The organism is Pseudomonas pseudonitroreducens (assembly GCF_021603645.1).
GTDB lineage: Bacteria > Pseudomonadota > Gammaproteobacteria > Pseudomonadales > Pseudomonadaceae > Pseudomonas > Pseudomonas pseudonitroreducens.
In genome coordinates, this window is record NZ_BQHJ01000017.1 from 1 (window position 1) to 23,518 (window position 23,518).

Annotated in this window: 34 protein-coding genes and 3 tRNA genes; 28 read left to right on the top strand and 9 right to left on the bottom strand. The window is 58.9% G+C overall.

Annotated features, from left to right (window positions below; genetic code table 11):
- The first annotated feature begins 166 nt into the window (after nucleotides 1-166).
- Nucleotides 167-523, top strand: a complete 357-nt coding sequence (locus L6D89_RS30105) for a hypothetical protein (protein ID WP_236202081.1) — start codon at nucleotides 167-169, stop codon at nucleotides 521-523.
- A gap of 129 nt (nucleotides 524-652) precedes the next feature.
- Here the strand turns inward: L6D89_RS30105 and L6D89_RS30110 are convergent, their stop codons facing one another.
- Entirely contained in the window at nucleotides 653-1,516 is an 864-nt protein-coding gene (locus L6D89_RS30110) for an HNH endonuclease (RefSeq protein ID WP_236202082.1), read from the bottom strand.
- 128 nt (nucleotides 1,517-1,644) lie between these two features.
- On the opposite strand from L6D89_RS30110, the gene L6D89_RS30115 reads away from it, so the two are divergent.
- Nucleotides 1,645-1,914: a hypothetical protein gene (locus L6D89_RS30115; protein WP_236202083.1), complete on the top strand. Its 270-nt coding sequence runs from the start codon at nucleotides 1,645-1,647 to the stop codon at nucleotides 1,912-1,914.
- A gap of 40 nt (nucleotides 1,915-1,954) precedes the next feature.
- Complete coding sequence (locus tag L6D89_RS30120; protein ID WP_236202084.1) at nucleotides 1,955-2,308, top strand: hypothetical protein; 354 nt, start codon at nucleotides 1,955-1,957, stop codon at nucleotides 2,306-2,308.
- Between the two features lie 3 nt (nucleotides 2,309-2,311).
- Here the strand turns inward: L6D89_RS30120 and L6D89_RS30125 are convergent, their stop codons facing one another.
- Nucleotides 2,312-3,193 (bottom strand): DNA adenine methylase, encoded by an 882-nt coding sequence (locus tag L6D89_RS30125; protein WP_236202085.1) that lies wholly within the window; start codon nucleotides 3,191-3,193, stop codon nucleotides 2,312-2,314.
- Between the two features lie 297 nt (nucleotides 3,194-3,490).
- On the opposite strand from L6D89_RS30125, the gene L6D89_RS30130 reads away from it, so the two are divergent.
- Nucleotides 3,491-3,781: a hypothetical protein gene (locus L6D89_RS30130; RefSeq protein ID WP_236202086.1), complete on the top strand. Its 291-nt coding sequence runs from the start codon at nucleotides 3,491-3,493 to the stop codon at nucleotides 3,779-3,781.
- Nucleotides 3,778-3,990, top strand: a complete 213-nt coding sequence (locus L6D89_RS30135) for a hypothetical protein (RefSeq protein ID WP_236202087.1) — start codon at nucleotides 3,778-3,780, stop codon at nucleotides 3,988-3,990. Before L6D89_RS30130 ends, L6D89_RS30135 begins: the two co-directional genes overlap by 4 nt.
- Nucleotides 3,991-4,221: 231 nt before the next feature.
- Here L6D89_RS30135 and L6D89_RS30140 read toward each other — a convergent pair whose 3' ends face one another.
- From L6D89_RS30140 to L6D89_RS30170, 7 genes are all read right to left on the bottom strand, one after another.
- On the bottom strand, nucleotides 4,222-4,536 hold the full coding sequence (locus L6D89_RS30140) for a hypothetical protein (protein WP_236202088.1): 315 nt from the start codon (nucleotides 4,534-4,536) through the stop codon (nucleotides 4,222-4,224).
- Complete coding sequence (locus tag L6D89_RS30145) at nucleotides 4,536-4,796, bottom strand: hypothetical protein (RefSeq protein WP_236202089.1); 261 nt, start codon at nucleotides 4,794-4,796, stop codon at nucleotides 4,536-4,538. Before L6D89_RS30145 ends, L6D89_RS30140 begins: the two co-directional genes overlap by 1 nt.
- Before the next feature lie 337 nt (nucleotides 4,797-5,133).
- Nucleotides 5,134-6,000, bottom strand: coding sequence for an IS3 family transposase (locus tag L6D89_RS30150; protein WP_169939643.1), 867 nt, complete (start codon nucleotides 5,998-6,000; stop codon nucleotides 5,134-5,136).
- A complete protein-coding gene (locus L6D89_RS30155; protein WP_033974343.1) occupies nucleotides 5,997-6,290 on the bottom strand; it encodes an IS3 family transposase in 294 nt (97 codons plus the stop codon). The genes L6D89_RS30150 and L6D89_RS30155 overlap by 4 nt, the downstream gene beginning before the upstream one ends.
- A gap of 21 nt (nucleotides 6,291-6,311) precedes the next feature.
- Nucleotides 6,312-6,770, bottom strand: coding sequence for a tyrosine-type recombinase/integrase (locus L6D89_RS30160; RefSeq protein ID WP_236202090.1), 459 nt, complete (start codon nucleotides 6,768-6,770; stop codon nucleotides 6,312-6,314).
- 498 nt (nucleotides 6,771-7,268) lie between these two features.
- Entirely contained in the window at nucleotides 7,269-7,670 is a 402-nt protein-coding gene (locus L6D89_RS30165) for a hypothetical protein (protein ID WP_236202091.1), read from the bottom strand.
- 347 nt (nucleotides 7,671-8,017) lie between these two features.
- The gene (locus L6D89_RS30170; RefSeq protein WP_236202092.1) at nucleotides 8,018-8,353 is read right to left on the bottom strand and encodes a hypothetical protein; all 336 of its coding nucleotides are present in this window, start codon (nucleotides 8,351-8,353) and stop codon (nucleotides 8,018-8,020) included.
- A 659-nt stretch (nucleotides 8,354-9,012) separates the two neighbouring features.
- Here L6D89_RS30170 and L6D89_RS30175 point away from each other — a divergent pair.
- The 23 genes from L6D89_RS30175 to L6D89_RS30285 all read left to right on the top strand — a co-directional run bounded on the left by L6D89_RS30175 (nucleotide 9,013) and on the right by L6D89_RS30285 (nucleotide 23,450).
- Complete coding sequence (locus tag L6D89_RS30175; protein ID WP_236202093.1) at nucleotides 9,013-9,276, top strand: hypothetical protein; 264 nt, start codon at nucleotides 9,013-9,015, stop codon at nucleotides 9,274-9,276.
- Between the two features lie 531 nt (nucleotides 9,277-9,807).
- Nucleotides 9,808-10,452, top strand: a complete 645-nt coding sequence (gene gacA / locus L6D89_RS30180; RefSeq protein WP_017517075.1) for a response regulator transcription factor GacA — start codon at nucleotides 9,808-9,810, stop codon at nucleotides 10,450-10,452.
- A gap of 2 nt (nucleotides 10,453-10,454) precedes the next feature.
- Nucleotides 10,455-12,281, top strand: a complete 1,827-nt coding sequence (gene uvrC / locus L6D89_RS30185; protein ID WP_236202094.1) for an excinuclease ABC subunit UvrC — start codon at nucleotides 10,455-10,457, stop codon at nucleotides 12,279-12,281.
- 33 nt (nucleotides 12,282-12,314) lie between these two features.
- A complete protein-coding gene (gene pgsA, locus L6D89_RS30190) occupies nucleotides 12,315-12,875 on the top strand; it encodes a CDP-diacylglycerol--glycerol-3-phosphate 3-phosphatidyltransferase (protein ID WP_236202095.1) in 561 nt (186 codons plus the stop codon).
- A gap of 68 nt (nucleotides 12,876-12,943) precedes the next feature.
- A tRNA-Gly gene (locus L6D89_RS30195) sits at nucleotides 12,944-13,019 on the top strand.
- Nucleotides 13,020-13,054: 35 nt separating this feature from the next.
- Nucleotides 13,055-13,128, top strand: a tRNA-Cys gene (locus L6D89_RS30200).
- A gap of 154 nt (nucleotides 13,129-13,282) precedes the next feature.
- Nucleotides 13,283-13,368, top strand: a tRNA-Leu gene (locus L6D89_RS30205).
- Nucleotides 13,369-13,575: 207 nt separating this feature from the next.
- On the top strand, nucleotides 13,576-14,775 hold the full coding sequence (locus tag L6D89_RS30210; protein WP_236202096.1) for a tyrosine-type recombinase/integrase: 1,200 nt from the start codon (nucleotides 13,576-13,578) through the stop codon (nucleotides 14,773-14,775).
- A 12-nt stretch (nucleotides 14,776-14,787) separates the two neighbouring features.
- Nucleotides 14,788-15,279, top strand: coding sequence for a hypothetical protein (locus L6D89_RS30215; RefSeq protein WP_236202097.1), 492 nt, complete (start codon nucleotides 14,788-14,790; stop codon nucleotides 15,277-15,279).
- A gap of 97 nt (nucleotides 15,280-15,376) precedes the next feature.
- Complete coding sequence (locus L6D89_RS30220; RefSeq protein ID WP_138526877.1) at nucleotides 15,377-15,598, top strand: helix-turn-helix transcriptional regulator; 222 nt, start codon at nucleotides 15,377-15,379, stop codon at nucleotides 15,596-15,598.
- Nucleotides 15,598-15,945 (top strand): hypothetical protein, encoded by a 348-nt coding sequence (locus L6D89_RS30225; protein WP_236202098.1) that lies wholly within the window; start codon nucleotides 15,598-15,600, stop codon nucleotides 15,943-15,945. The genes L6D89_RS30220 and L6D89_RS30225 overlap by 1 nt, the downstream gene beginning before the upstream one ends.
- Nucleotides 15,946-16,214: 269 nt before the next feature.
- Nucleotides 16,215-16,391, top strand: coding sequence for a hypothetical protein (locus L6D89_RS30230; RefSeq protein ID WP_236202195.1), 177 nt, complete (start codon nucleotides 16,215-16,217; stop codon nucleotides 16,389-16,391).
- Complete coding sequence (locus L6D89_RS30235) at nucleotides 16,384-16,617, top strand: hypothetical protein (RefSeq protein WP_236202099.1); 234 nt, start codon at nucleotides 16,384-16,386, stop codon at nucleotides 16,615-16,617. The genes L6D89_RS30230 and L6D89_RS30235 overlap by 8 nt, the downstream gene beginning before the upstream one ends.
- On the top strand, nucleotides 16,614-17,360 hold the full coding sequence (locus L6D89_RS30240) for a hypothetical protein (protein WP_236202100.1): 747 nt from the start codon (nucleotides 16,614-16,616) through the stop codon (nucleotides 17,358-17,360). Before L6D89_RS30235 ends, L6D89_RS30240 begins: the two co-directional genes overlap by 4 nt.
- 72 nt (nucleotides 17,361-17,432) lie before the next feature.
- Nucleotides 17,433-17,828 (top strand): hypothetical protein, encoded by a 396-nt coding sequence (locus L6D89_RS30245; RefSeq protein ID WP_236202101.1) that lies wholly within the window; start codon nucleotides 17,433-17,435, stop codon nucleotides 17,826-17,828.
- 6 nt (nucleotides 17,829-17,834) lie between these two features.
- Complete coding sequence (locus L6D89_RS30250) at nucleotides 17,835-18,392, top strand: hypothetical protein (protein WP_236202102.1); 558 nt, start codon at nucleotides 17,835-17,837, stop codon at nucleotides 18,390-18,392.
- On the top strand, nucleotides 18,392-18,658 hold the full coding sequence (locus L6D89_RS30255; RefSeq protein WP_205337968.1) for a hypothetical protein: 267 nt from the start codon (nucleotides 18,392-18,394) through the stop codon (nucleotides 18,656-18,658). The genes L6D89_RS30250 and L6D89_RS30255 overlap by 1 nt, the downstream gene beginning before the upstream one ends.
- A gap of 102 nt (nucleotides 18,659-18,760) precedes the next feature.
- Entirely contained in the window at nucleotides 18,761-19,780 is a 1,020-nt protein-coding gene (locus L6D89_RS30260) for a phage major capsid protein (protein ID WP_236202103.1), read from the top strand.
- Nucleotides 19,780-20,154, top strand: a complete 375-nt coding sequence (locus tag L6D89_RS30265; protein ID WP_236202104.1) for a hypothetical protein — start codon at nucleotides 19,780-19,782, stop codon at nucleotides 20,152-20,154. The genes L6D89_RS30260 and L6D89_RS30265 overlap by 1 nt, the downstream gene beginning before the upstream one ends.
- Nucleotides 20,151-20,393 carry a hypothetical protein gene (locus L6D89_RS30270; RefSeq protein WP_236202105.1) on the top strand — a complete coding sequence of 81 codons (243 nt, stop codon included), beginning with the start codon at nucleotides 20,151-20,153 and terminating at the stop codon, nucleotides 20,391-20,393. The genes L6D89_RS30265 and L6D89_RS30270 overlap by 4 nt, the downstream gene beginning before the upstream one ends.
- Entirely contained in the window at nucleotides 20,390-20,656 is a 267-nt protein-coding gene (locus tag L6D89_RS30275; protein WP_236202106.1) for a hypothetical protein, read from the top strand. Before L6D89_RS30270 ends, L6D89_RS30275 begins: the two co-directional genes overlap by 4 nt.
- A gap of 140 nt (nucleotides 20,657-20,796) precedes the next feature.
- Nucleotides 20,797-23,220: a phage tail tape measure protein gene (locus tag L6D89_RS30280; RefSeq protein WP_236202107.1), complete on the top strand. Its 2,424-nt coding sequence runs from the start codon at nucleotides 20,797-20,799 to the stop codon at nucleotides 23,218-23,220.
- The gene (locus tag L6D89_RS30285) at nucleotides 23,220-23,450 is read left to right on the top strand and encodes a hypothetical protein (protein ID WP_236202108.1); all 231 of its coding nucleotides are present in this window, start codon (nucleotides 23,220-23,222) and stop codon (nucleotides 23,448-23,450) included. Before L6D89_RS30280 ends, L6D89_RS30285 begins: the two co-directional genes overlap by 1 nt.
- The last annotated feature ends 68 nt before the right edge of the window (nucleotides 23,451-23,518 follow it).

The following is a 23,518-nucleotide window of genomic DNA, read 5'->3' on the forward strand; positions in this document are numbered from 1 at the left end:
AAGCCAGGGTTTGGCTGGCGGTGTCAAGCGATGCGGTATAGGTAGTCAAAAGGGCTTCTCCCATGCACTGATTTGAGCGCTAATTATATGATATTTATGGATAATTTCCAAAGTTGATGACATTGGGTTCGGATGGCCCGGCATGGGGCCGGATCAAGGAGGCTGGATGGACCCAAAACTGTTGGATGACATAATCTCAACGAGCGTCGGGGGAGGCGTCGGAGGTGCTGCGGCCGGTATCGTTATCCTCTTGGTTCAGGGGAGCTTTGCGACGTGGCGTAATTGCAGGGATTCCAGGCGTGTGTACTCCTGGCTTTTGAAAAACTCGGATAAGGAAAAAGAGCCGTTTCGTTCAACGCGAGCGATCGCCAGTTACAACAACCTCACCGAAGATCGTGTTCGGTTTGTATGCAGCCATCACGACAAGATCAAGCTATCGACTGGCACTAATGAGGACTTGTGGAGCATCCACATCCGCGACAAGCGTTCGAGCTATTTCACTGGCACTGAGGTTGATGAGTAGTTTCAAGCCATGCGGGTGTGGTTCTTGGGTTCGCTGTCAAACCGGCCTGGCTGAGTGGCTTATCTGTTCAAGCAGGCGTTTCCCAATCCACCGCACCACGGGAATAGCCTTGCTGTTCCCGTAGCTACCTCAAGCGAAACTCTTCGTAAGCGCTTTCTCCAGGCCTGCCACGTGCGCACGAAGCTGCTCATTCTTCTTTGCGCCGTCGATCCCGTAGTGGATCTCGCGATGGCAGGCTGGGCACACGGCTCCGACGTACAGAGGATGATCGAGCCCGCCATCGGACAGCCGATTGATGTGGTGGGGTTCCAAATATGCCCTGCCATCTTTCCTGATGAAGGGGGCGGGTTTCTCGCAGGATTCGCAGATACCCGCCGCGCGCAGTAGTACATAGTTCTTCACGTGAGCGCTGCGAAAGTAGATGTTCCGAATCGCGCTGCCCTGGCTGGTGTCTTCACTGGACACGACTGCTTTAAGTGCCAGCTCACGAGCCGCGGCCACGGAGCTCGGAAGGGCTGCCTGCACCTCATCCTCGACGCCCCCCTCGATTACTCGACCTACCGGAACGAGGCTGAACCGCACGATCTTGCGCATGTTGCCTTCTCGATCTAGGCCGTCACTCCAGTGATGGTCGGCGCAGACAAACTCTCCCATGTAGCGCTGCCCGAGGCTCTTTCCTGCCTTCTTCCCTAGTGCCTTGAAAAGGTGGAGCGACCGCCCTGACTGGGCGTGTTGTAGGACCGCCTTGTTACCTCCCGTCATTTTCATGTCGCCAACCTGGCCTTCCCCTGAGTAGTGGAACACTCCGTATTCATCGAAGCGATCGCTGTACCCGTACTGCTCGCCGCTGTCTCCAGTGAACAGGAAGATCGCAGGCGCCTGCAGTGAGGGCGCGATGCCGCTCTGCTTGCTTCCGCCAAAGGGCCCATGGATGTCCGAGCGACGATCGTAGATCTGGCCGATTTCGAATGCGATCCGGAAGGGGGAGGTCATGTGCTGTCCTTGGCGCCATGGAGAGGCGCCAAGGGTACCTGGAACGAGAGTGCCCTGAGTAGTGGCTCTTGGCCGCTCTTTCCGGTAGGTTCGGAATGATCGGTATGGTCCCAATCAAGGAGAGATGGATGAAGCCCACCTTCGTATTGCTTGCCTTTGCCCTGTTTTCCTCGACTGCCTCCGCCGAGATTGACTGGGATGCGTTGGCGAAAGAAAAAGCAGAAGCCAGGAAGGAAATGAGCGCTATGAGTTGCGAAGAGTTCAAGGCTGGACTCGCCGAACTAGCGGATAGCGTTGATGTCTTGCGCACTGTGGATGATCGCAACACCAACGATTACGAGATGATGATCTTTGGTGTAGGGCTAGCACTGAAAAAAGCTGAGTCTTGCATCAACTAAATTGGATGGCCGGCACGAGGCCGCATCAAGGAGAGGGTCAGTGGGCGTATTTAGCACGGCGCAGGAGCGCCTGGAATCCATCTACGGCAAGATGCAGCGATGGGACAGCGGTAACGGTGTTCGCTGTACGAATGATGTGAAGGGACACGTAACGCTTTACTCCAAGAACCTTGCGTCTGGAAACCTTGCTGAATTGGCATTTGAGATCAATGGATTGGCGGCGCGCGCTGGACGGACCACCACGGAGGCAAAGGCGTTCTTGGAGAGCCTGCGTTGTGCAACGGGGCAGCCCGTCAACATAGATCCCAGGCACAAGTGGCCAAGAGTCGGTTTCGCAAAGCAGGAGCATGTTGATCTGGTCATTTCTGCGCTGGCTGAGTACTTTCCGGAGTAACGGTTATGCTGCCGGCTCTTTGGTGTCGTTGAAGATGTCGCACTCGCCGAAGTCGAGGCCCATCTGGCTCAGCGCGCGCATGCAGGCCGGGTTCAGCCAGAGGCACTCTTCCCGAACGGCTGTTCCGCGAGCTGCGCTGATGCGCGCGTTGGTTGTGTTCATGGACCAGCCGGCCAGGCGGCGCTGGTAGATCTCGCTGGAGTAGCCGGAAAGCACGACCATTCCTTCCAGCTCGAGCAGTTTGTCCAGAAGGTCGCGGTGCTGCCCGTCGTCCATCTCGTGCCGGTAGTACTGCCGACTGCTGGCGCTGGCGTGCCTGGTGGCGAAGACGTAGGGCGGATCGACGTAGTGCAAAGTCTCCGGCCCGTCGTGCGCCCTCATGACTTCTACCGCCGGCCGGTTCTCGATCAGGACGCCCTGCAGGCGCTGTCCGATCTCCGCCACCTGTTCCGGGTACTCCTGCCACAGCGCCTGGGCGGTGCCGTACTGGCGCTTGGTGTCGATGCGAAACCCGGTGCGGCCCTTGGTGGCGCCGGCTGAGCCGAAGCCCATCTGCGCGCGAATGATCGTCCGGCGCGCCTGTTCAACCGTGTCGGTGGTCGGCTCCCATGCGCGCTCGAACTCGCCGCGTGCATAGGGTGTGAGCACCAGCAGTCGAGTCAGGCGCTCACGCGTTTCCTCGAGCTGGAGCACGCGGAACAGGTTGACGATGTCGCCGTCCAGGTCGTTGTAGACCTCGGCGTAAGCGCGCTCCTTCTGAACCAGCACACCTGCTGCTCCGCCGAAAGGCTCGACGTAGCAGAGGTGAGGCGGAAAGTGACTGATCACCCAAGGCGCGAGCCTGAACTTCCCTCCGTGGTAGCGGATGACCGGTGACTGAATCATGGTTTCTCCAGGTAGAGCGCCGCCGCGCCGCGAGTGCAGCGGATGGCGAGTCGTGAAATGGAAATGAGCGCCCGGATGGGCTATTGCTGATATCTGGATTCGGGACGGTCGAGGGCGCTGACATGCACCTGATTACGGATAGGCCAGGTCCGATCAGCTACGTCCACCCGAGTGGGGCAAAGACACTCATTGAGTTTGAGTGGGGCGCCCCTGGTGATCTGGTGCCACGCGAAGTGCTGGTAAGGGTTTCTGACCAGATTGTTTGCTCAGCCACAGGGCCATGGGAATGCTTTGCTGATGCAAGGCACCATGGAATCGAAATGGCCACTCACTGGTGTGAGCGCCACCACTCCTAAGGAGGTTGCGATGCCATTGGACTACTCGACTCAACAGTTGCGGGTGACTTTCGCTGAGCTGGCGTTTCGCAGCGAATCGATTGCGCTGGTGCTCGACCAGGCCATGCACGAGCTGCCGGCCGGGTATGCGGCGAACATCGCTGACGTGATCGCGCTGCTGAAGGACGATGCGGAGAAGCTCAGGACGTTGGCGGAACGCACCCAGGGCGGAAGCATCCAGGTGTTGGATTGAACAACGCCGAAAGGCAGTTGCTCACGGCGCTCCGTACAGCGTCATTCAACAACGCCGGAACCGCGGACCGGCTGGGGTTGTTCGCCAACAGGTTCCCGGCGCTGGCTCGCGAGCTTCGCGAGATGGCCGGCCAGCTGGAGCAGGACGCCGACACTCTGGAGGTCTTCGTGAACGAGATCCATGAGGGGCGGATATTACGCGTGCCTTGATTCTGCTCCGCTTTGTGGTTGGGCGTTAGCAGATGTAGGCGCAGTGGTCCGACGGCGTCGAGCGAAGTCAGCACGGGCCTTTGCGGTCATCTGGAGCAACTGCGGCAACGACGGTTGAACCTGTTCCCTGTTTTGCATGGCCGATCCTCTGCCTATGTGAACCTGTCGCATAGTAGCCATTTGGCATCGCGCGAAGCATGTCTCCGCTACCGCGTAACTGCAGCAGGTTGACTAGAGCTCCTGCGCATCAAGCCGAGCTGCCTCTTGCCGCCCGAGCCTTTCGAGCTTTCGCGCCACGAAACCGGATGGCGTGAAATCGTGGCGCGGAATGGCGAGGAGTGGAGCTGAACCATCCGGACCCAGGTCATGGGCATGCATGATCAGCAGTTGTATCGCTTCGGCCTGCTCCTCGATGCCATGCCAGCGCATCAGGTTCTCCAGCATGGAGCGGGTACCGCGGCGCACCCGGTGGCGAAGCTCCGTCTCGTCCAGGCGCTGGCGCTTCTCGGCTGCGGCCTTGCTGCGTTCCTTCTGGGACTTGGCCATCACCCTTCCGCCCCGATGTCATCGCGCTTGCGGATGGTCAGCTGTTCAGCGCGCGCAATCGCCTCTCGGTAATCACGGCGGAACCCGGCGACTTTGTCGGTGGCGGAGTCGATGATGTGGAAGAAGCCGCGACCAGTCGGGCGGATCTGGTAGGCCGGCTTCTCGACCACGATGGTGCGGCGCTCTTCGAAGGCAGCGCGGGCGGCGGCGGACTGGACCAGGAGCTGGGCCAGCGCCGGGTGAATGTTCAGCTGTTGCATGGCGATCACCTCGTCTGGGTGGTGGCTTCCTTTGGGCAGCACTCCAGCGCGCGGCTATGCGCCGGTGGGCGCCGCGGAGGAGTGCTATCGAAAAAAGGCCCTGATACATTTGCGCCCTGCCTTCAGGGAGGAGCGCGATGTTTAGCTTGTTGAAGCTTGTGGTGATGCTAATTGGTGCGTATGTGCCTACGTCTCTGATCGAGCTAGCCGAGGGCCGGCACGATCAATGGTCTGTCCCGGGCTGAGTGGACACTGACTTTAGGTGGATAATGTCCACCGCAAGGAGTGTTCATGACCCAGACCAGACTGGTCTGTCCCGGAGCTGATGGACAGGTAGTTAAGAGTTACTGCTCGCATAGCGCCGCTCAAACTCCATCGGGCTGAGATAGCCCAGCGTCGAGTGGCGGCGACGGTGATTGTAAAAGCGGATGTAGTCGAACAGGTCGGTTTTCGCCTCGTGGTAGCTGGCATAGCGCGTCAGGTACACCCGCTCAGCCTTCAGCGAACGGAAGAAACTCTCCATCGCGGCGTTGTCCCAGCAGTTCCCGGGACGTGAATGGCTGGGCACGATTCGATGTCGTCGAAGTAAGGCCTGGTAGTCGTACGCGCAGTATTGGCTGCCTCGATCCGAGTGCAGCAGCACTTCTTCTTTCGGCTGTCGGCGTGCAATGGCCATCTCCAGGGCGGCGTGTACCAAGGCCTGCTGCATGCGGTGGTGCATCGCCCAACCGACGACTGCTCGTGAATAGAGATCGAGCACGACTGCCAGATACAGCCAACCTTGGGCCGTCCGCACGTAGGTCATGTCCGAGACCCAGTGTCGATTGGCGCGATCCGAGGCGAACTGGCGATCCAGGTGGTTCGGGGCAATCGGCAGAGCATGACGACTGCTGGAAACCAGCCGCCAGCGCTTGCGCGAGCGAACGCGCAGACCGGCTTCGCGCATCAGTCGAGCAACCCGGTGTCGACCACAAGCATGCCCCATAGCCGCCAACTCGGCCTTGATTCGGCGATGGCCATAGATCCCATTCACCTCGTGGTGAATGGTGCGGATCTCCTTGCTCAGACGCCGATTCGCCATCTCTCTCGCCGAAGGTGGCCGCTGCTGCCAGGCATAGAAGCCGCTGCGGGATACCCGCAGCAGCCGGCACATTGGCGCTACGGGATAGCGACCAGCCAACGCCTCGATGGCGCGGAACTTCACTTCGTGGGTTGCGAGAAGATGGCGAGCGCCTTTTTTAAAACATCGCGCTCCATGGTGACCTGAGCCAGTTGCTGGCGTAGACGACGCAACTCCGCGCTCTCACCACGCTGCTTGCCGTTGCCCGGAAAGGCATCGTCACCTTGCTGCTCGTACTGGCGCTTCCATTTGCCCAGCAGGCTTTCAGCGATGCCGAGCGTCTCGGCCACATGACGAAGCGGCGTGCCGGCAAGTACCTGGTCTACCGCCTCGCGTTTGAAGGATTCGGGAAAACGTCGTCTGGTCTGGGTCATGAACACTCCTTGCGGTGGACATTATCCACCTAAAGTCAGTGTCCACTCAGCCCGGGACAGACCAGTTTCGGTTATCCGCTTATTGGAGTGACCGCGTAGGGCGGATGCCTCTCGAATGTCGGCAATTTCCGATGCGGCCTTGGGGCGGCTGTTGCGAAGCACGAATTCACTAATCCGCTTCGCCAAATACTCGTCGCTGGCCTCGATCGCGGCCGCAGCCGCTCTTGCCTGGTTGCGCGGTTGTCCCAGCGGTGGTGCAACATGCTGGCTGGTAGTGCCGGTGATCAGGTTGGGGCGCAGGTGGCCAATGCGGCGCGCGGATATTTGCTTGATCAACTGGCCACGGATGTTGCGGAACGGGATGCGTAGCTTCTTTGTGGTCTTGGCCTGCTTCACCAGTAGGTAGTCGTCCTTGATGTCGTCGCGACGCATTACCAGGGCGTCGGCAGGGCGCTGGCCAGTGATGTAGGTCAGGTCCATCGCATCATGAATACAGTCTTGCTGCCCGTGGATTTACTCAACGGCAAAAGCTGTAGCAAATGGTAGAGCGCCGCGCATGCAGCGGATGGCGTGGTAATGGAGGCACTGCCAATGCTGGACTCGCCTGCACGGCTTGCCGGCTGCGCGTCCTTTGGATACCCGCGGCGACCTATTCTGCTCTCGGGTGTTGTAGTGGCCATATGGTCTGCCGATCAGTAAGCAGGCTGACACGCGCGCAGCCTAGTCTTCGTCGAACGAACTGACAGAGGGTCTTGTAAGTGAGTCAAGGACTGCTCGCCGACCCGGCAGTGGCCTAGCCGCGTTTCGCGCGGTAGTCGTCTAGGCCATCGATTCGGCCAGGCCTTGGCGCGGGGGTGGCGACAGGTGTGCGAAGGGCATTGAAGACCGCGGTCAGGCGCCGCGACTTAGCCTGTGGGCCGACACCCAGTGCAACTAGAGCGGACAGAGCTGTGGCGGTCAGATCAGCGTTACCGTCGCTCACGGTTGCTCCTTAAGCACCAGTGAGTGCTGCAGTGTCAGGCTGAAAATCCAGTCGCTCAGCGCGCGGTATTCATCTTCGCGCAGTTCGTCACGTTCAATGGACGCAAGTATCCGACCCTGCGCGGCGCCAGCGCGATACTCCAGCTCCAGTATGTTGGCGCTGTCGCTCAGTTCATTGGCGGCGGTGAGCAAGGCGCAGGCGGCGACCTTCGGCAGGCGTTCGACGGCGGCGTAGAGTTTGGCGGGCAGCGCCTCTAGGGAGATGGTGGAGGGCGGGAATAGCGCTAGTCGCTCGGGCTGTGCTTTGCGGGGTACAGGTCTCAGACCTTGTAGGATGGTTTGGAGACCCTCAAGCGCCTCAAGGGCATCTTCCATGCTGTTTCTGCAAACAGTGCTCATCTTAAAACTCCTGAACACGCCGGGGCGTAGCAACCGCAGCCGGCGAAGACTGAGCGAGCCGGGTGTGAACTTTAGAACTTAATCAGCCGGTTCGTTCCAGAACGAAAAGAAACCTACAGCGTTCCTCTGTTCCTGTTATAGCCACATGCTATCAGCTAATGCAGTGCATTTGTATAGGACTCGCTATGCTCGGCGCCTCTAGCGCGGCCTTTTTCACGGGGATTAGTCTGCTATTGAGTCGTCATATTCTGACTTTTTAGAAGTGTCGATGTGCGGTACCAGTTGATCTTGCATTCGAAGAAGGATGGCTCGTAGTGCTGGCCACGGTGCGGCACCCATGTTGAGAATCAGGCTGCTTTCTGGTGATCCCCACCGAAGGTGTGCCCGGCTTCGATCCAGACCGCCTGCAGCCAGTCAGGTTTCTTCGCCATCGGCTTCTTGAGGGTGCCGGCGACGACCACCGAGTCGACTTTGCGGTCGAAGGTCACGGCGCGCCTCAGCACCATGGCGTGTCTTCGACTCGGCAGGTCCACCACGTCGAAGCGGCCCAGCAGGTCCCTCTGCAGGTCCTGATAGTGCCCTTCGGTCCAGATCGTCCCGACCACCTCACCATCAACCAGGACATGGTAGTAGCAAGCCAGGCACCAGTGAAGCTCCCTTGTGGTGTTGTGCTCGGCATTCAACGAGTAGGCGCCGAGCGCGTGGGTGACCTTCGCCTGCCGCTCTGAGAGGGAGAGCAGCCCGAACTGGCAGGCCTCGTCAGCCTGTGCAAGTAAGTAGTGGTAGTGATCGTCAGTGCGGTAGAGGAAGGCAACTTTGTCGTACAGCGCGACTTCAGCAGGCGTCGCTGATCATCGATAATTTCATGTCATTGGTATGTCGAACGAATCAGGTGACAGTAAGGGAGGTGGACAGGGTGCTCAGAGCGGACGAGAAGGGGCGAAAATCAGTTCCAGAAGGTATTTCGCGACCTCAGTAATATCGGGTCTCGTATAGGGTTTATTTCCTGTTAGAATCGGAATGCTTTCACGGCTGAGCGCAGCACCTTTGCGGGATTTGTATGATGGTCTTGAAAACCGTCGACGGGCAACTGTCCTAGAGTTCGAATCTCTACGCTTCCGCCACCATTACAACGTTGAAAGCCCCGCACTGCGGGGCTTTCGCGTTTCTGTCGGAGGAAATGCCTCGTCTTGGCCTTTCGCCCAATCACGTATCGCGCAGATTGCGATTGCCTTGTACAAGTTGAACAACGTCAGAAAAGGCTGATCATCCCGATAGATGATTCTGTAGGACATTGATCCGCTCAGTTAAACTTCAAGTACCAACCTCCGGAAAATCCTGAATGAATCAAGTCGAAGATCTCGAGCGGCAGATGCGCGAAGCGCTGGGCGTTGCTCCGAAAAAAATCAAAACCACTCGAGAAGTCAGCAACCCCATGCGGGGGTACCTGATCGTTCTCAGTGTGCGTGGCGATAGTGGGCCCGCATTTCGTTTCGAGCATCGCTCGCGCTCGCTGAGTCGCACCGAAGCCATCCTGGAGGCGGAGAAAGCAGCGCGCAGCGCTGGCTACAAGCCCTGGGCACTGCTGGATGCCGTCGAGGCCTGAGGCCTGCCGACAAGGAGCCCGACGGTGACGGCTGCACTAATCCTCTGGGGAATCCTGCTGGTCGCCGGTACCGCATGGCTGGCGTTACGCAAAGCACGGCGAGCCGTAGGCAAGCACCAGGGGGGCGGTTCCAGCTACGACTTAATCAGCGCATCTGTCGCAACTGGCGATAGCGACGCGTTCCGCAGAGGCAATCACGCTGACTGTGGCAGTGCGGATACGGATTCGGGCGGTGGATGCGAGTCCGCTGGCAGCAGCGCTGACTGAGCGCATGATCGATAGCGCAGCGGCAATACGCCTGCATCATTGCCATCGATATTTCCAGAGCGGGAACTCTCCGGTACGGCCGTCCTAGACGTGCCAGCGAGCATCTGTCAGCATTTATTCCGCCTGTGCTGCATTTCTCTGGCGCTTGCATTTTGGCGAACGGCTTCCAAGCTAGGTCGTAGAGCCGCTTTCTGTTAAGGTTCGGCAATTGTTCGGGGCTTCTTTTGCGAGGCTCGTCATTCCATTCTGCTCAAGGGGTGCTGCGTGATTAAGGTGCTGGTGGTCGATGATCACGATCTGGTGCGCACCGGAATTACCCGCATGCTGGCTGATATCGACGGCCTGCAGGTTGTCGGGCAGGCCGACTCCGGCGAGCGAGGGCTGCAACTGGCTCGTGAGCTCAAGCCCGATGTCGTCCTGATGGATGTGAAGATGCCCGGCATTGGCGGCCTCGAAGCCACCCGCAAGCTGCTGCGCAGCCAGCCGGACGTCCGCGTCGTGGTGGTGACGGTGTGCGAAGAGGATCCGTTCCCCACTCGCCTGATGCAAGCCGGCGCGGCTGGTTACCTCACCAAGGGCGCGGCCCTCGACGAGATGGTCCAGGCGATTCGCCAGGTGTTTGCCGGCCAGCGCTACATCAGCCCGCAGATCGCGCAGAACCTGGCATTGAAATCCTTCGAGCCGGAGCGGAATGCATCGCCGTTCGACACACTTTCCGAGCGTGAAATCCAGATCGCACTGATGATCGCCAACTGCCACAAGGTGCAGAGCATCTCGGACAAGCTGTGCCTCTCGCCCAAGACCGTGAATACCTACCGCTACCGTATCTTCGAGAAGCTCTCGATCACCAGTGACGTCGAACTGGCGCTGCTGGCTGTCCGGCACGGCATGGTCGACGCCAGCAACTGATCATGGTGCAACCGTTCGATTCGGCGGCCTTCCTGGCGACCTGCAGCGGGCGGCCGGGCGTTTATCGCATGTTCGACGCAGACGCCAAGCTGCTGTATGTCGGCAAGGCGAAAGACCTCAAGAAGCGTCTCTCCAGTTATTTCCGCAAGTCCGGCCTGGCGCCGAAGACGGCCGCGCTGGTGGCGAAGATCGCCCAGGTCGAGACCACCATCACCGGCAACGAGACCGAGGCGCTGCTGCTGGAGCAGACGCTGATCAAGGAGTGGCGCCCGCCTTACAACATCCTGCTGCGCGACGATAAGTCGTACCCCTACGTCTTCCTGTCGAGCGAGGATCAGTACCCGCGTCTGACCATCCATCGTGGCGCAAAGAAGGCCAAGGGGCGTTATTTCGGCCCGTACCCGAGCGCCGGGGCGATTCGCGAAAGCCTCGCGCTGCTGCAGAAGGCCTTCTTCGTGCGGCAGTGCGAGGACAGCTACTACCGCAACCGCACGCGTCCCTGCCTGCAGTACCAGATCAAGCGCTGCAAGGCACCATGCGTCGGGCTGGTGAGCGAAGAGGAATACGCCGAGGACGTGCGCCACTCGATCATGTTCCTCGAGGGGCGCAGTAACGTACTGGCCGAGGAGTTGTCCACCAGCATGGAGCAGGCGGCGATGCGCCTGGACTTCGAAAAGGCCGCCGAGCTACGCGACCAGGTTCAGATCCTGCGCCGTGTGCAGGACCAGCAGAGCATGGAGTTCGGCACCGGCAACGTGGATGTGGTGGCAGCCATCGTAACGCCTGGTGGAGCTTGCGTGCACCTGATCAGCGTGCGTGGCGGGCGAGTGCTGGGCAGCAAGAATTTCTTCCCGCAGGTGGCGATCGAAGAAGAGGTGGGGGATGTCCTGCTGGCCTTCCTTGGGCAGTACTACCTCAGCCACCACGAGCGCGACCTGCCGAATGAACTGATCGTCAATGCCGTGCATGAGGACTACCCGATCCTCGCCGCGGCTATCGAGGAGTCCCGAGGTCGCCTGCTGGAAATCACCCCGCGGGTGCGTGGCACACGTGCGCGCTGGCAGCAGCTGGCAGTGACCAATGCCGAGCAGGCTCTGGCGGCGCGTCTAGCCAACCGCCAGCATATGGCTGCGCGCTTCGATGCGCTGGGTGAGGCGCTGGATCTGCCCGAGGCGCCGCAGCGCCTCGAGTGCTTCGACATCAGCCACTCCAGCGGCGAAGCGACAGTGGCTTCCTGTGTGGTCTTCGGCCCGGAAGGTGCGCTGAAGTCGGACTATCGCCGCTTCAATATCGAAGGCATTACCGGTGGCGACGATTATGCTGCCATGCACCAGGCGCTGACCCGTCGTTTCAGTCGCCTGAAAGAGGGCGAGGGCAAGATGCCCGACATCCTCCTGGTGGACGGCGGCAAGGGACAGTTGGCGATGGCTCAGGAAGTGCTGCAGGAACTGGCTGTGGTCGGCCTGACCTTGCTGGGCGTAGCCAAGGGTGTCACCCGCAAGCCTGGGCTTGAAACGCTCTACCTCAACGACGCCGAGCACGAATTCACCTTGCCCGCCGACTCGCCCGCGCTGCATCTGATCCAGCAGATCCGTGACGAGGCACACCGCTTTGCAATCACCGGCCACCGCGCCCGGCGCGGCAAGGCCCGGCGCACCTCGACACTAGAAGACGTCGCTGGCGTCGGGCCCAAGCGCCGCCGTGACCTGCTCAAGCATTTCGGCGGGTTGCAGGAACTGGGCAGAGCCAGTATCGATGAAATTGCCAAAGCCCCCGGTATCAGCAAAAAGCTGGCAGAGCAGATTTATGCTGCCCTGCACAGCGAGTAGAATGCCGGCTCAACTCGAAGACCTTCCGACCCGATGAATATCCCGAACCTGCTCACACTGCTCCGCGTTCTGCTCATTCCGATCTTCATCCTGTTGTTCTATCTCCCGTTCCCGGCCAGCCACCTGGCTGCCAGCGCCGTATTCGCGCTTGCCGCCGCGACTGACTGGCTGGACGGCTACCTGGCGCGCCGATTGGGGCAGAGCACGCCGTTCGGGGCCTTCCTCGACCCGGTGGCGGACAAGCTGATGGTCGCCACTGCGCTGGTGCTGCTGGTGGAGGAGCATGCGAACCTGTGGCTGACGCTTCCCGCCGCTATCATCATCGGGCGCGAAATCGTGGTATCGGCGTTGCGCGAGTGGATGGCCGAGATCGGGGCGAGGGCGCATGTCGCCGTTTCCAGCCTGGGCAAGTGGAAGACCGCGGCGCAGATGCTGGCGCTGGTGATTCTCCTGGCCAATCCGCCGCTGATGACGTTCTGGGTCCTGATTGGCTATGCGCTGCTGATCGTTGCCGCGATCCTTACCCTGTGGTCGATGCTGCACTATCTGCTGGCGGCCTGGCCGCACCTGAACACGACCCCGAAAGAGAAATAAGTTTTTTTGAATCAAGGAGTTGACAGGCATTTCCAAATCGTTAGAATGGCGCCCGTCAACACGACAACGCGGGAATAGCTCAGTTGGTAGAGCACGACCTTGCCAAGGTCGGGGTCGCGAGTTCGAGTCTCGTTTCCCGCTCCAGATTTTGATGATTCGCCTTGAGTCATCCGTGTCATGGCTGAGTAGCAGAGTGGTTATGCACCGGATTGCAAATCCGTGAACGCCGGTTCGATTCCGACCTCAGCCTCCAATAGAAAAGCCCTGTAAATCGAAGATTTACAGGGCTTTTTCTTTAACTGCCCGCTGCAGGAACTGCGAGCTTCAGCAGCTTGCGCGGGGAGAGTAGGGCTGTATATAGTCCTGCCCTTTCCGGGCTTACCCCGGAAACACTGCAACGCGCTGCCGCCCGGATGGCGAAATCGGTAGACGCAGGAGACTTAAAATCTCTCGCCCTTTGGGCGTGCCGGTTCGAGTCCGGCTCCGGGCACCACTTATTCTTTCCGAGCGTTTCCAAGACGTCACGGAGATCCAGACTAGCCGGGGTTTTCCCCGGCTTTTTTGTGCCCAAAAGACCCGACCGTTTCGTTGAAAGCCCGGAGCTTTGTGAGTAGATTTGTGAGTAAGGATCTATCTTTCTCATCGTTCTACTCACGTGCGGCGTTCGAAGCGGCGCCGCACGTGGCACCTGGAGCGCGCCGTGCCGCTTACAGATACCGCTGCTCGCACAGCTAAGCCAAGGGAAAAGCTCTACCGCGTCTCAGACACGCTGGGCTTGAGCCTTGAGATCACGCCCAACGGAAGCAAACTATGGCGCTTTCGTTATCGCTTTGCCGGCAAGCCCAAGATGATCAGTCTCGGCGCCTATCCGTCGATAACCCTGGCCAGGGCGCGAGAGCTGCGCGATACGGCGCGATCGCAGGTCGCTTCGGGGGTTGACCCCTCTCACCACAAACAAGCTCAGAAGCGTGCGCTTGAGGCTGCCACCTACACCTTCGAAATGCTTGCCGACGAGTGGCACGCTTACAGCGCGCCTCGCTGGGCGGAAGCCACCGTGCAGAAAGCTCGGGCGTACCTCGATAAGGACATCATCCCCGCAATTGGCAAGCGCCCCGTTACAGAGATCAGCAGGCCTGATTTGGTCGATCTGGTGAGGAGGGTGGAGGGTCGCGGGGCAATGAACGTCGCCGGCAAGGTCCGCCAGTGGTTGAACCAGATTTTCAGGTTCGGTCTGGCCCGCGGAGTTGTCGAAACGAATCCTGCAACTGATCTTGATGTGGTGGCGGCGCATACGCCTCCGGCGAGGCATCACCCGCACATCCCGCTCGCTGAAATCCCAGAGCTACTGGATTTACTCTCCAGTGCTTCTTGCGATGTTTCCACCAAGATCGCCATTCGCTTACTGCTCCTCACCGGCGCACGTCCGGGTGAGTTACGCCAAGCACCCTGGAGTGAGTTCGACTTGGATGCTGCGGTTTGGACGGTGCCGGCTGCTCGTATGAAGGCCCGCCGTCCTCACATTATTCCGCTGCCCACCCAGGCGGTAGAGCTGCTGCGCGCTCAGCATGCAATCACGGGACGTTATGTCTTGGCGTTTGCGGGCAAGGCCAACACTAGCCGCCCACTGAGCGAGAACACAGTGAACAAAGCTTTGAGCACGATCGGTTATGCCGGAAGACAAACCGGCCACGGGTTCCGCCACTTGCTCAGCACTGAGCTGAACAGCCGTGGCTATAACCGTGATTGGATTGAGCGTCAGCTTGCGCACAGCGACAAAGATGAAATCCGCGATACCTACAACCACGCTCAGTACCTCGAGCAGCGTCGTGGAATGATGCAGGCGTGGGCAGACGAGATCGTTCAGTTGTGCTCGAAGCTCGATAGCTCAAAAAACACCTAGAGGAGGGTTGGCATGTCTGAATCTGGAAGTGAGCGTTGGCAACTCATACCCGACGATGAAAACCCGCGAAAGCTTCTTTGGAATTGGGAACCCACTGCCAAGGATGATCTGGATGACCTTTTTTATAGGATACGAAATGGCACTGGGACCGGCGTCGACCACGAACTCTTTTACGCCTCCATCATCGATCGATTCATTACGCGAGTATATGCAGGTGAAGAGGTAGAGCAGTGGGTGATGGATCGGCTCGCTGACGCGTTCAGTAAGGTCTTAATGGGGGGGGACTGGATCGATGAAATTCCACTGCCAGGGCGGCCAGGGAATGCAATCCGTCCATGGAGAGATGACCGAGACCTGCAGATATTCTGCGATGTTTCGAACTCGCTCAACTTAGAAAACGCCGTAGTTGTTAACGCGATCCAGAGCGCTGCCGACAAGAACGCCGTATCTTTTGAGACTGCTCGAGCAGCTTACTACCGCTGGAAGAACAGCCTGGGTCGCTGAGTTCTAAAAATCCCTTAAAACCTTAGAAAGCCCTGAAGTCAGGGCTTCCGTAGCTTTATCGCCATCGTTCCCCAAATCGCCCAAGGAGGCGCAGACGATGGCAAAACCAGCCAGCAGCAAACAGGACCGCCGATTCATTAAGCTCAATGAGGTCCTGAATCTCACGGCGCTGAGTACCACTGAGGTATATCGGCGCATCTCTGCAGGGACATTCCCTACTCAAATTCATCTCGGTCCAAAGTCGGTTGTTTGGATCGAATCCGAGGTGGTTGCCTGGTGCGAACAGCGCATTGCTGAAGCTCGCGGGGTGGCCGCCTAATGAACAAAAAAAAGGCCGACCAACAGGCCAGCCCTCAAAATTCGCAACGTAATACTATCACAGTCGCTAACGCTCCCACCAAGGTCAGCAGGATCCTTGCCTACCTGGTCGCCGGCGGCTCTCTCAATCGTTTCGAAGCCGAGCGCCTTGGCGATCACTGCCTGAACTCGACCATCAGCGCCCTGAAGCACGACTGGGGCATCCACTTCCAGGCCCTGCCTGAGCGTGTACCCACCCGTTGGGGCAAGGCCTGCGACGTAAAGCGGTACAGCATCCCCGAATCGGATCGCGCACGTGCCCAGCGTGCCCTGTCGATGATGACCAGCAATCGCGGGGTGGCAGCATGACGCTTGCGAACCTCTCGACCTGGCCCTATAGTCATCTCGCTGCCGCACATTCGGCAGTCGGGATTGGCGTCCCGGAAGCATTGGCGGACACACCGCCTCAGAGCGGTTTTTTTGTGTCCGCAGCATGGCAGCACCTCTATGGGTGGGGCCGTGTGGTGGCATCTTCGGATGCGCCGGTTCCAATGCCCGGTACGCCAACGCCGCACGGCTCCGCTCTCCCTGATTGGCGTCAGACGAGCGGAAAGTCATCCAGCATTGGAGATCTTTCCATGACCAAGCGTCGCATCCTCACCCTCAATCCGTCCAAAGCTCGGGCCGCCTACCATCGCGCCTGCGCCCTGGCCGCACTCCACGCCGATTCCTCTCTGTCTGTCCGCTTGGCTCGTTACAACGAAGCCATGACTCGTGCTCGCGCCCTGGAAGCTCAGGAGGTGAGCCATGCATAGTCTCACTCGCCTGTCTGGCCGTGTCGGCAACGAACTTGTCTGCGCCGGTATTGCTCTGGAGACGCTGGGCAATCTGCTGACTGCTGACAACTCCAAGCACAATCTCGAAGAGAAAGACGTTGATGGGTTGAACCACGCCGTGCTGGCCATCTCTGCCTTTGTCCTGTCCGCTGGATATGACCTCTGTGAAGCGGCTGAGCTTGAGCAGGAAGGAGGCGAGCAATGAAGACCGATACCACTCTTCGACTTGGTCGCCGCCAATATCGGGATTACGCCAGGCAAGCGAAGGAAAGCGGCAGCTACCTCGATATTGCTACTTACCGTGAGCTGGGCAACAACTGGGGGATGTTCAACCGGATGGCCCGCTCGGTCTTTATCGACGCATCTTGCGATGTTGTTCGCTACGACGAAATAGCGGGGATCACTCTCGCCGCTTCGGTGAAAACTGAGGATTTCAGGGGTGCCATTCGCCCAGAGCTTGACTGGTCAGCACTCGAGGACCACGAGATTTATCCGTTCATTCTGCAGCACGAGATTGGCCATCGAGTCGACAACTTCGAGACCTATGCCACTTCGGATATCGAGAACACGCAAATCCGTAAGCGTTGCGAGCGCTGGATGACGATGGTCAACGAAGTTCTTGCGGATCGCTATGCCTGGAATGTGATCCGCCCCGGCGAGCCGCTTCCCCTTAGCGAGCACGGAAAGGAAATCGAGCAGCACGTCAGCGAATGCCTATTCCTCATCGAATCTTTCGTACCCAAGAAGAAAGTTTTCAAGGGTCAACGCGGAACCGGGCAGTACGAGAATGTTACGGAGTGGATGCTAACGACGAACGAGCGGATGGAGTTCGTAGGCAGCAAGGTTTCACAAGCTGCTGTTAGGCGTTCGCGAGAGCGTGAGCTGCGGACCCGGGAGCGCCTTGGATATAAAAGGGTTCCCGGCACTCCGGCGCTGGTCCCGTTCTAAATGGCCCGATCTCTCGCCAGGTCGAAAGGCCGCCGAGAGTCCGGGACCTTCGCTGCCATTCCTCATGCGGTGATGGACAGCGAAGACTTCCGGTCGCTCTCCGGTGGCGCGCTCAAGGTACTGCTGGGCTTGCTCCGGCAGTACCGTGGCGCGAACAACGGCGACCTCAGCGCCTCGATGGGCCAGGCACGGGAGTGGGGAGTTCGTAGCTCCTCCACTCTGGCCGCATCCATCAAGGAGCTGATGGACTGCGATCTGATCATCCGCACCCGGGAAGGAAGGTTCATCAAGCCTGGTGGTTGCTGCGCCTTGTACGCGATCACCTGGCGTCCTATCGATCCCTGCGATGAAAAGATCGAGGTGTCGCCGACCACTACGGCTCCGCGGAAATTCAGCCTCGAATTATCAAATCACCCACTTCGAAAATCGAACCGACTCAGTTCGAAAATCGAAGCGATGGAGGCATAGAGCAGCATGAAAACCATGCTCATCGATTCTAAAATCGAACCGACCACGGGTATTCACTTACTTCGATTTTCGAAGTCCTTCTTAGATATACCAGGCGCAGCCTGGGATGTAGCTCTGTTGATCTACCTGTTCTGCAGCTCCAAAAGGTGCTCAAAAGTGCGCGCGGCCCTTCGGCGCAAAATTTCCGACCTCGGATTTTTGTCCGACCTGGCCCGGGTAGTCGTAAGCGGGCAGAGAAGGGTGGTGACGTCGTCCAATGCCGGCGCGGCATGTGGGGCGGCGCAGGCTTACCCGGTCCTGGAGCGAGTTCAGCTCCAGGATGACCCGCTCCAGTGTGTAGAAATCAACACAGTGAGACGTTTTGGTCTCACTGAGGCGTTTCCACCACGCTCGGTCACGAAGCGTGTACGTTTGGTGGGCAGTACTTTTCGTCTTGGTCGCAGGTCTACTCAAGCCGTCGGTGGGGTAACGCCCACTGCGTTAGTGCCATTCGAATCCTTGGTTGCGGAAAACCAGCAAGCCAGTATGCGGAAAACCAGCAAACTGGCAGCGGGGTGGTGCTGATGAGCGATTCGATTGAGGAGCGCATCGAGGCCACCACTAGGTTGTTGCTGGAGACCTGTCGTGAGCGCGAGATTCGCCTCTCTGGTGATCACGCAGTGAGCGAGAACGATGCTGCTGATCTGCTGGGGTACTCGAGCGGCGACACGCTGCGGAAGCAGGTAAGCGAAGGCATCTGCCAGTTGCCTCATCGGCGCCTCGGAAATCGCCGCCTTTACCGGCTTCGCGACCTCGCCGTGGAGATCGAAAGGACATACGGTCACGGATAACCCGGAAAACGCCGGTTTTCGCAGAATAGGCGGAAATCTCGGCATGGTTCCGAGGTCGCAAGGAAGCGACCATTTCTCCAGCAACTTTTCCTGGAGAACCCCATGCGCGAGCTAGTCCTTTCTCAATTCACCAAGGCGCTTCTGGCTAACCGCGGAAATCCCCAGACCGCTTTGTCAGTGAGCAAAAACCTTTACGGCCATTCCAACGCCGTGGTTCGCCTGCTGGAGAAGGCCGTTGTCACCACCGGCGATCTCCATGCTGATCCTGACTTCCGCTCCGCTGGGCGCGCATTCATCGAGCTCGTTCAAACCCGCTCCCTGATCGGCAAAATCAACGCGATCTCTCCCTTCCGCGCAATCCCTGCGGAGACCCGCGTGCTGGCGCAAACTGAGAGACCGGTTGCTTACTGGACTGCCCAGGGCCAGCCGAAGAGGGTCACTCACACAGCCTTCGAGCAGAAGCGTCTCATTTCGAAAAAGATCACCGGGCTCCTGGTGCTGACCAACGAACTCCTTGAAGGCCAAGGCGCCGCTTTCGAATCCGCGGTGAGCAACGACCTGGTGAATCCAATCGCCGCTCTTGAAGGCCTTTCCTTCTTGGATCCAACCAGTGCCGGTGGCGTCGATTCTCCTGCTTCGATCACAAACGGAGTCGCCCCAATTCCGTCATCCGGCACCGATGCGGATGCCGTTCGAGCAGATATCCGCGCACTCTTTGCTGCTTTCGACGGTTCGCTCGAAACCGCGGTGATTGCAATGCACCCAGAGACGGCTCTTGAGCTGTCGATGATGCAAGCGTCGCTTGGCGAGACCAGTCTGACTGTGCGAGGTGGTGAACTGTTCGGCGTCCCAGTGGTGACCAGCGACTCGGTACCGAGAGACTCCAGCGGCGCTCTGGTGGCGCTGATCGATCCGGCAGGCATCCTCCTGACGGATGAAGGTGTCGACATCCTTCAGTCCAATATCACCACCATCCAGGTGGACGATGGGCAAGGTGGCACTGGGTACCTTTCGCTCTGGCAGAACAACCTCACATCCGCCCTGGCCGAGCGCTTCCTGAACTGGGAAGTCGCACGGGCTGGCTCGGTTGCGTGGCTGTCCGGCGTTCAGTGGGGTGTCTGATGAGCGACTATCGCCCCCTTGCCGAGAGAATGATTAAGCGAATCGGCGAAGAGGCTGAGCAATTCCGGAAGGAAGGGCTCAAGGACGCCTCCTATGTGACTGCCGCCGTCGGCATTCTCTCTGCCCACCTCGCACGTGCTATTGGCCGCATCGAAGTCCTCGAAAGTGAGCTGAAGGATCTATCCATGAAGGCCGATGCGATTGAAGAGCGAGGCCTTAAGTATTGCGGTACCTGGCAACGCGCCATGGATTACCGCCGCGGTGATTGTGTGACCCACAAGGGCAGCCTCTGGACAGCGGTGAAGGCCACCGACAAGGCGCCCGACGAAGCCGCGCCTGATTGGCAGCTCTCGGCCAAGGGGGCGCAGCGATGAGCTCTAATCAGAACTGCAACGAAGTCATCTTCGCCATGGGCAGGATCATCGGTCAGAACGCCGACTGGCTGGATGGTCGTCTCTTCCAGAAGCTCGCAATGATCGCTGCTCGCGCGAACTACGAAGACGAAGAGCTCGACGACTACGGCACCTTCGACGACATGCGTCGAGCCTTCGAAATCTCGTCTGCAGCACTCCGCGATGAAGTCCAGCACCAGGGTAAGGGGCGCCGCCCATGAGCGACCTGATGAGAGAGTTCTTCGAGGCCTCCGGTGATCGCCTCCTGCAACTTTTGGCCGAGCTTCCCGAGTCGTATCTAGCGCACATGAAGCAGCTTCCCATTCACCCCGAACTGGCCGGGCGCCTGGCCCAGGTCAGCGAGGAAGTGGGAGAAGTTCGAGTTCTGAAGGTAGAGCCAGATCAACTGATCATCGTGGTGCTGAAGGGCGATCCGGCTCCGTACTTGATGACGCTCAGGCTCGAGCCACAGCAGATCCACTAGCACCGACCTCAACGGACAAGTCGTGAGTGTCCAGAACAACCGCGACAGCCTGCGCGTGCAATCCCTCCTACGAGCGACTTCAAGCGCGATATCGCCGGCACGGTGGCAGGCAACTCTTCACAAGTTGGAAGGTATAGAAAATGGCATCACAGAGCCTCGGCACCCTTACTCTTGATTTGATTGCCCAAGTCGGCGGATTCGTGTCCGGCATGGATAAAGCCGAGCGCAGCTCGGCGAAATGGCGGAAGGAGGTCGAGAAGAACGCCAAAGCCGCCGGGGTAGCAATCGGCGCAGGCATTGCTGCTGGGGTAACTGCGCTGGGTGCGATCACCGTCGGCGCCATCAACTCAGCGAAAGAGATTTCGAATCTCTCCAGCGTGGCCAACACCAGCACCACCGAATTCCAGAAGTACGCGGCTGGTGCAAAGGTGGTGGGCATTGAACAGGAAAAGCTCGCCGACATCTTCAAGGATGTGAACGACAAGGTCGGCGACTTCCTGAACACTGGCGGCGGTGCGCTCGCCGACTTCTTCACCAACATCGCCCCGAAGGTTGGCGTCACCGCTGATGACTTCCGGAATCTGTCGGGACCGCAGGCATTGGGCCTTTACGTCCAGAGCCTGGAGAAGGCGAACGTCAGCCAAGCCGACATGACCTTCTACATGGAAGCGATCGCCAGCGATGCGACAGCGCTGCTCCCTCTGCTGCGTGACGGCTCGAAGGGTTTCAAGACCCTCGGTGATGCCGCTGAGCAGGCTGGGGCAATCATGGACAAGGAGACTATCGACGCGGCCAATCGCTTGAGCGCCGCCGTATGGCTGATAGAACAGAACGCCACTGGCCTTAAGAACCAGGTCGCGAAAGGTCTATTGCCTGTCCTGAGCAAATTCATCGAGGGTCTGAATGACACTTCGGCGAACGGCCTGCTCGCAAAGGTGGTGGCAGAGGATCTGTCTAATAGCTTCCAGATGCTGGGCAAGTGGGCGCTTGGCGCTGTGGCCGGCATCCACCTGCTGTACCTGGGCATCAAGACCCTGTCCGATGTCGATACGGCGTCGATGAAGGGGGCGAACTGGTGGGAGAAATGGGTACCGCCGGCGCGCTTCTATCGCACTTTCGACAACTTCGACGACGTGAAGAATGTCCTGGAGCAGGCCGGGGTGAAGATCGACGCTGCCGCCCAGGGCTACGGCAACCTCCTGCAGAGCTTCGACAAGCCTGTCTCGGAGAAGTCATCCAACAAGATCTTGGAAATCTCCAAGATGATGGACGATCTCAGGAATCGCGCCAGCAAGCCCGGCACCTTCACCGCCGTCACCGATGAGCAGAAGGCCAGCCAGAAAGCCGCAGAGCAGGCCGCCAAGGCTCTCCAGAATCAGTTCGACCAGGCCGAGACGGGCTACGAGCGGCAGATCGCTCTGATCAACACCGAGGTGGACAAGCGAAAGGATGCCACCGAAGTCGCAAAGCTCCAGTTTGAAATCGAGTCAGGTAAGCTGAAGGGCATCAATGCCCAGCAGCAGGAGCGCCTCAACGGCCTGGCCGCGGAACTCGACCGTCTGCAGAAGTTGAAACAGGCCAACGAGGACGCGGCTAAGGCTGCCGCATACCGAGCCGGGCTTTCCAAGGAGAACGATACAGCCGCAGCAGCTCTCGATATCGATATATCCGGCGCTGGACTTGGAGACAAAGCACGTGATCGTCTCAGAGAAAGTCTTCAGATTCGCCAGACCTACGCAGAGAAGCTCTCTGACTTGGCCGAGCGCTATCAATCTGGCGACATCAGCAAGGAGCAGTATGACCAGAACACCAAGGACCTACAGAACGCACTGAATCAACGCCTGCAGATTCAGGAAAATCATTACGAGCAATTGGACAAGATCCAAGACGATTGGATGAACGGCGTAAACGACGCCTTTCAGAACTATGTCGATAGCGCCTCCGACCATAGCCAGCAGGCTGCTAACGCAATCACCTCGATCCTGGACACCACGTCTTCATCCATTTCGCAGAATTTCGTGGACATCCTGCAGGGAACTGAGAGCTTCAGCCAAGGCGCCCAGGCGGTCATTTCTGACCTCTCTAACGCGATCATCCAAGCCCTCGTTGAGATCGCAGCAAAAGCTCTAGTCGTGAAGACGATCACTGGTATCGCGGGTTTCTTCGGCGGCGGTGCCGGGGCAGCTTCTGCAAGCGATGGCGGCGGCGGTCTCTCAGACCTCGGAGAACTACTCCCTGGCTTTGCTAGTGGCGGCTGGACAGGCGCCCAGGCGCGTAACGCGATTGCCGGCATTGTCCACGGCCAGGAATTTGTATTCGACGCAAGTTCGACTAATCGCATAGGCAAGGAGAACCTGGAGGCACTGCGCTCTGGGAAACTCGATGCGACTCTCAACAGGTTCCAAGAAGGGGTGTCCCAGACCACCAATAACAATGGTGACCGAAATATCAACGTTACCGTGGCCCTTCCTCCTGGCAGTTCGACTAAGGAACAAAGGTCCAGCGGGGCAAGGATAGGGCGCCAGATTGCCAACGCCGTAGACTCAGCTCAGAGGTACAACTGATGACCAAAGAAGAAGTGAAGATCGACCTAGTAGATAGGCCCGACGGCAAAGCCACGCTGTGGACTGCAACGAATAACGAAGATCGTCCGATGGAGTTCGAGGTGGTAACGGAGAAAGGAACTCGGGTCATCACCGTCGTCCCGCCTGGTGGATTTATTCAAGTCATCACGAGCAGCAAGGAAGACGCGAATATCAAATATCGTGAGGTCACGGGCAAAGGAGCCCATTGATGGCCAGGCTCAGGACACTGAAGCCACGCCTGCAAGAGTTCAAAGGGAAAGAGCCGCGCCCATTGCCC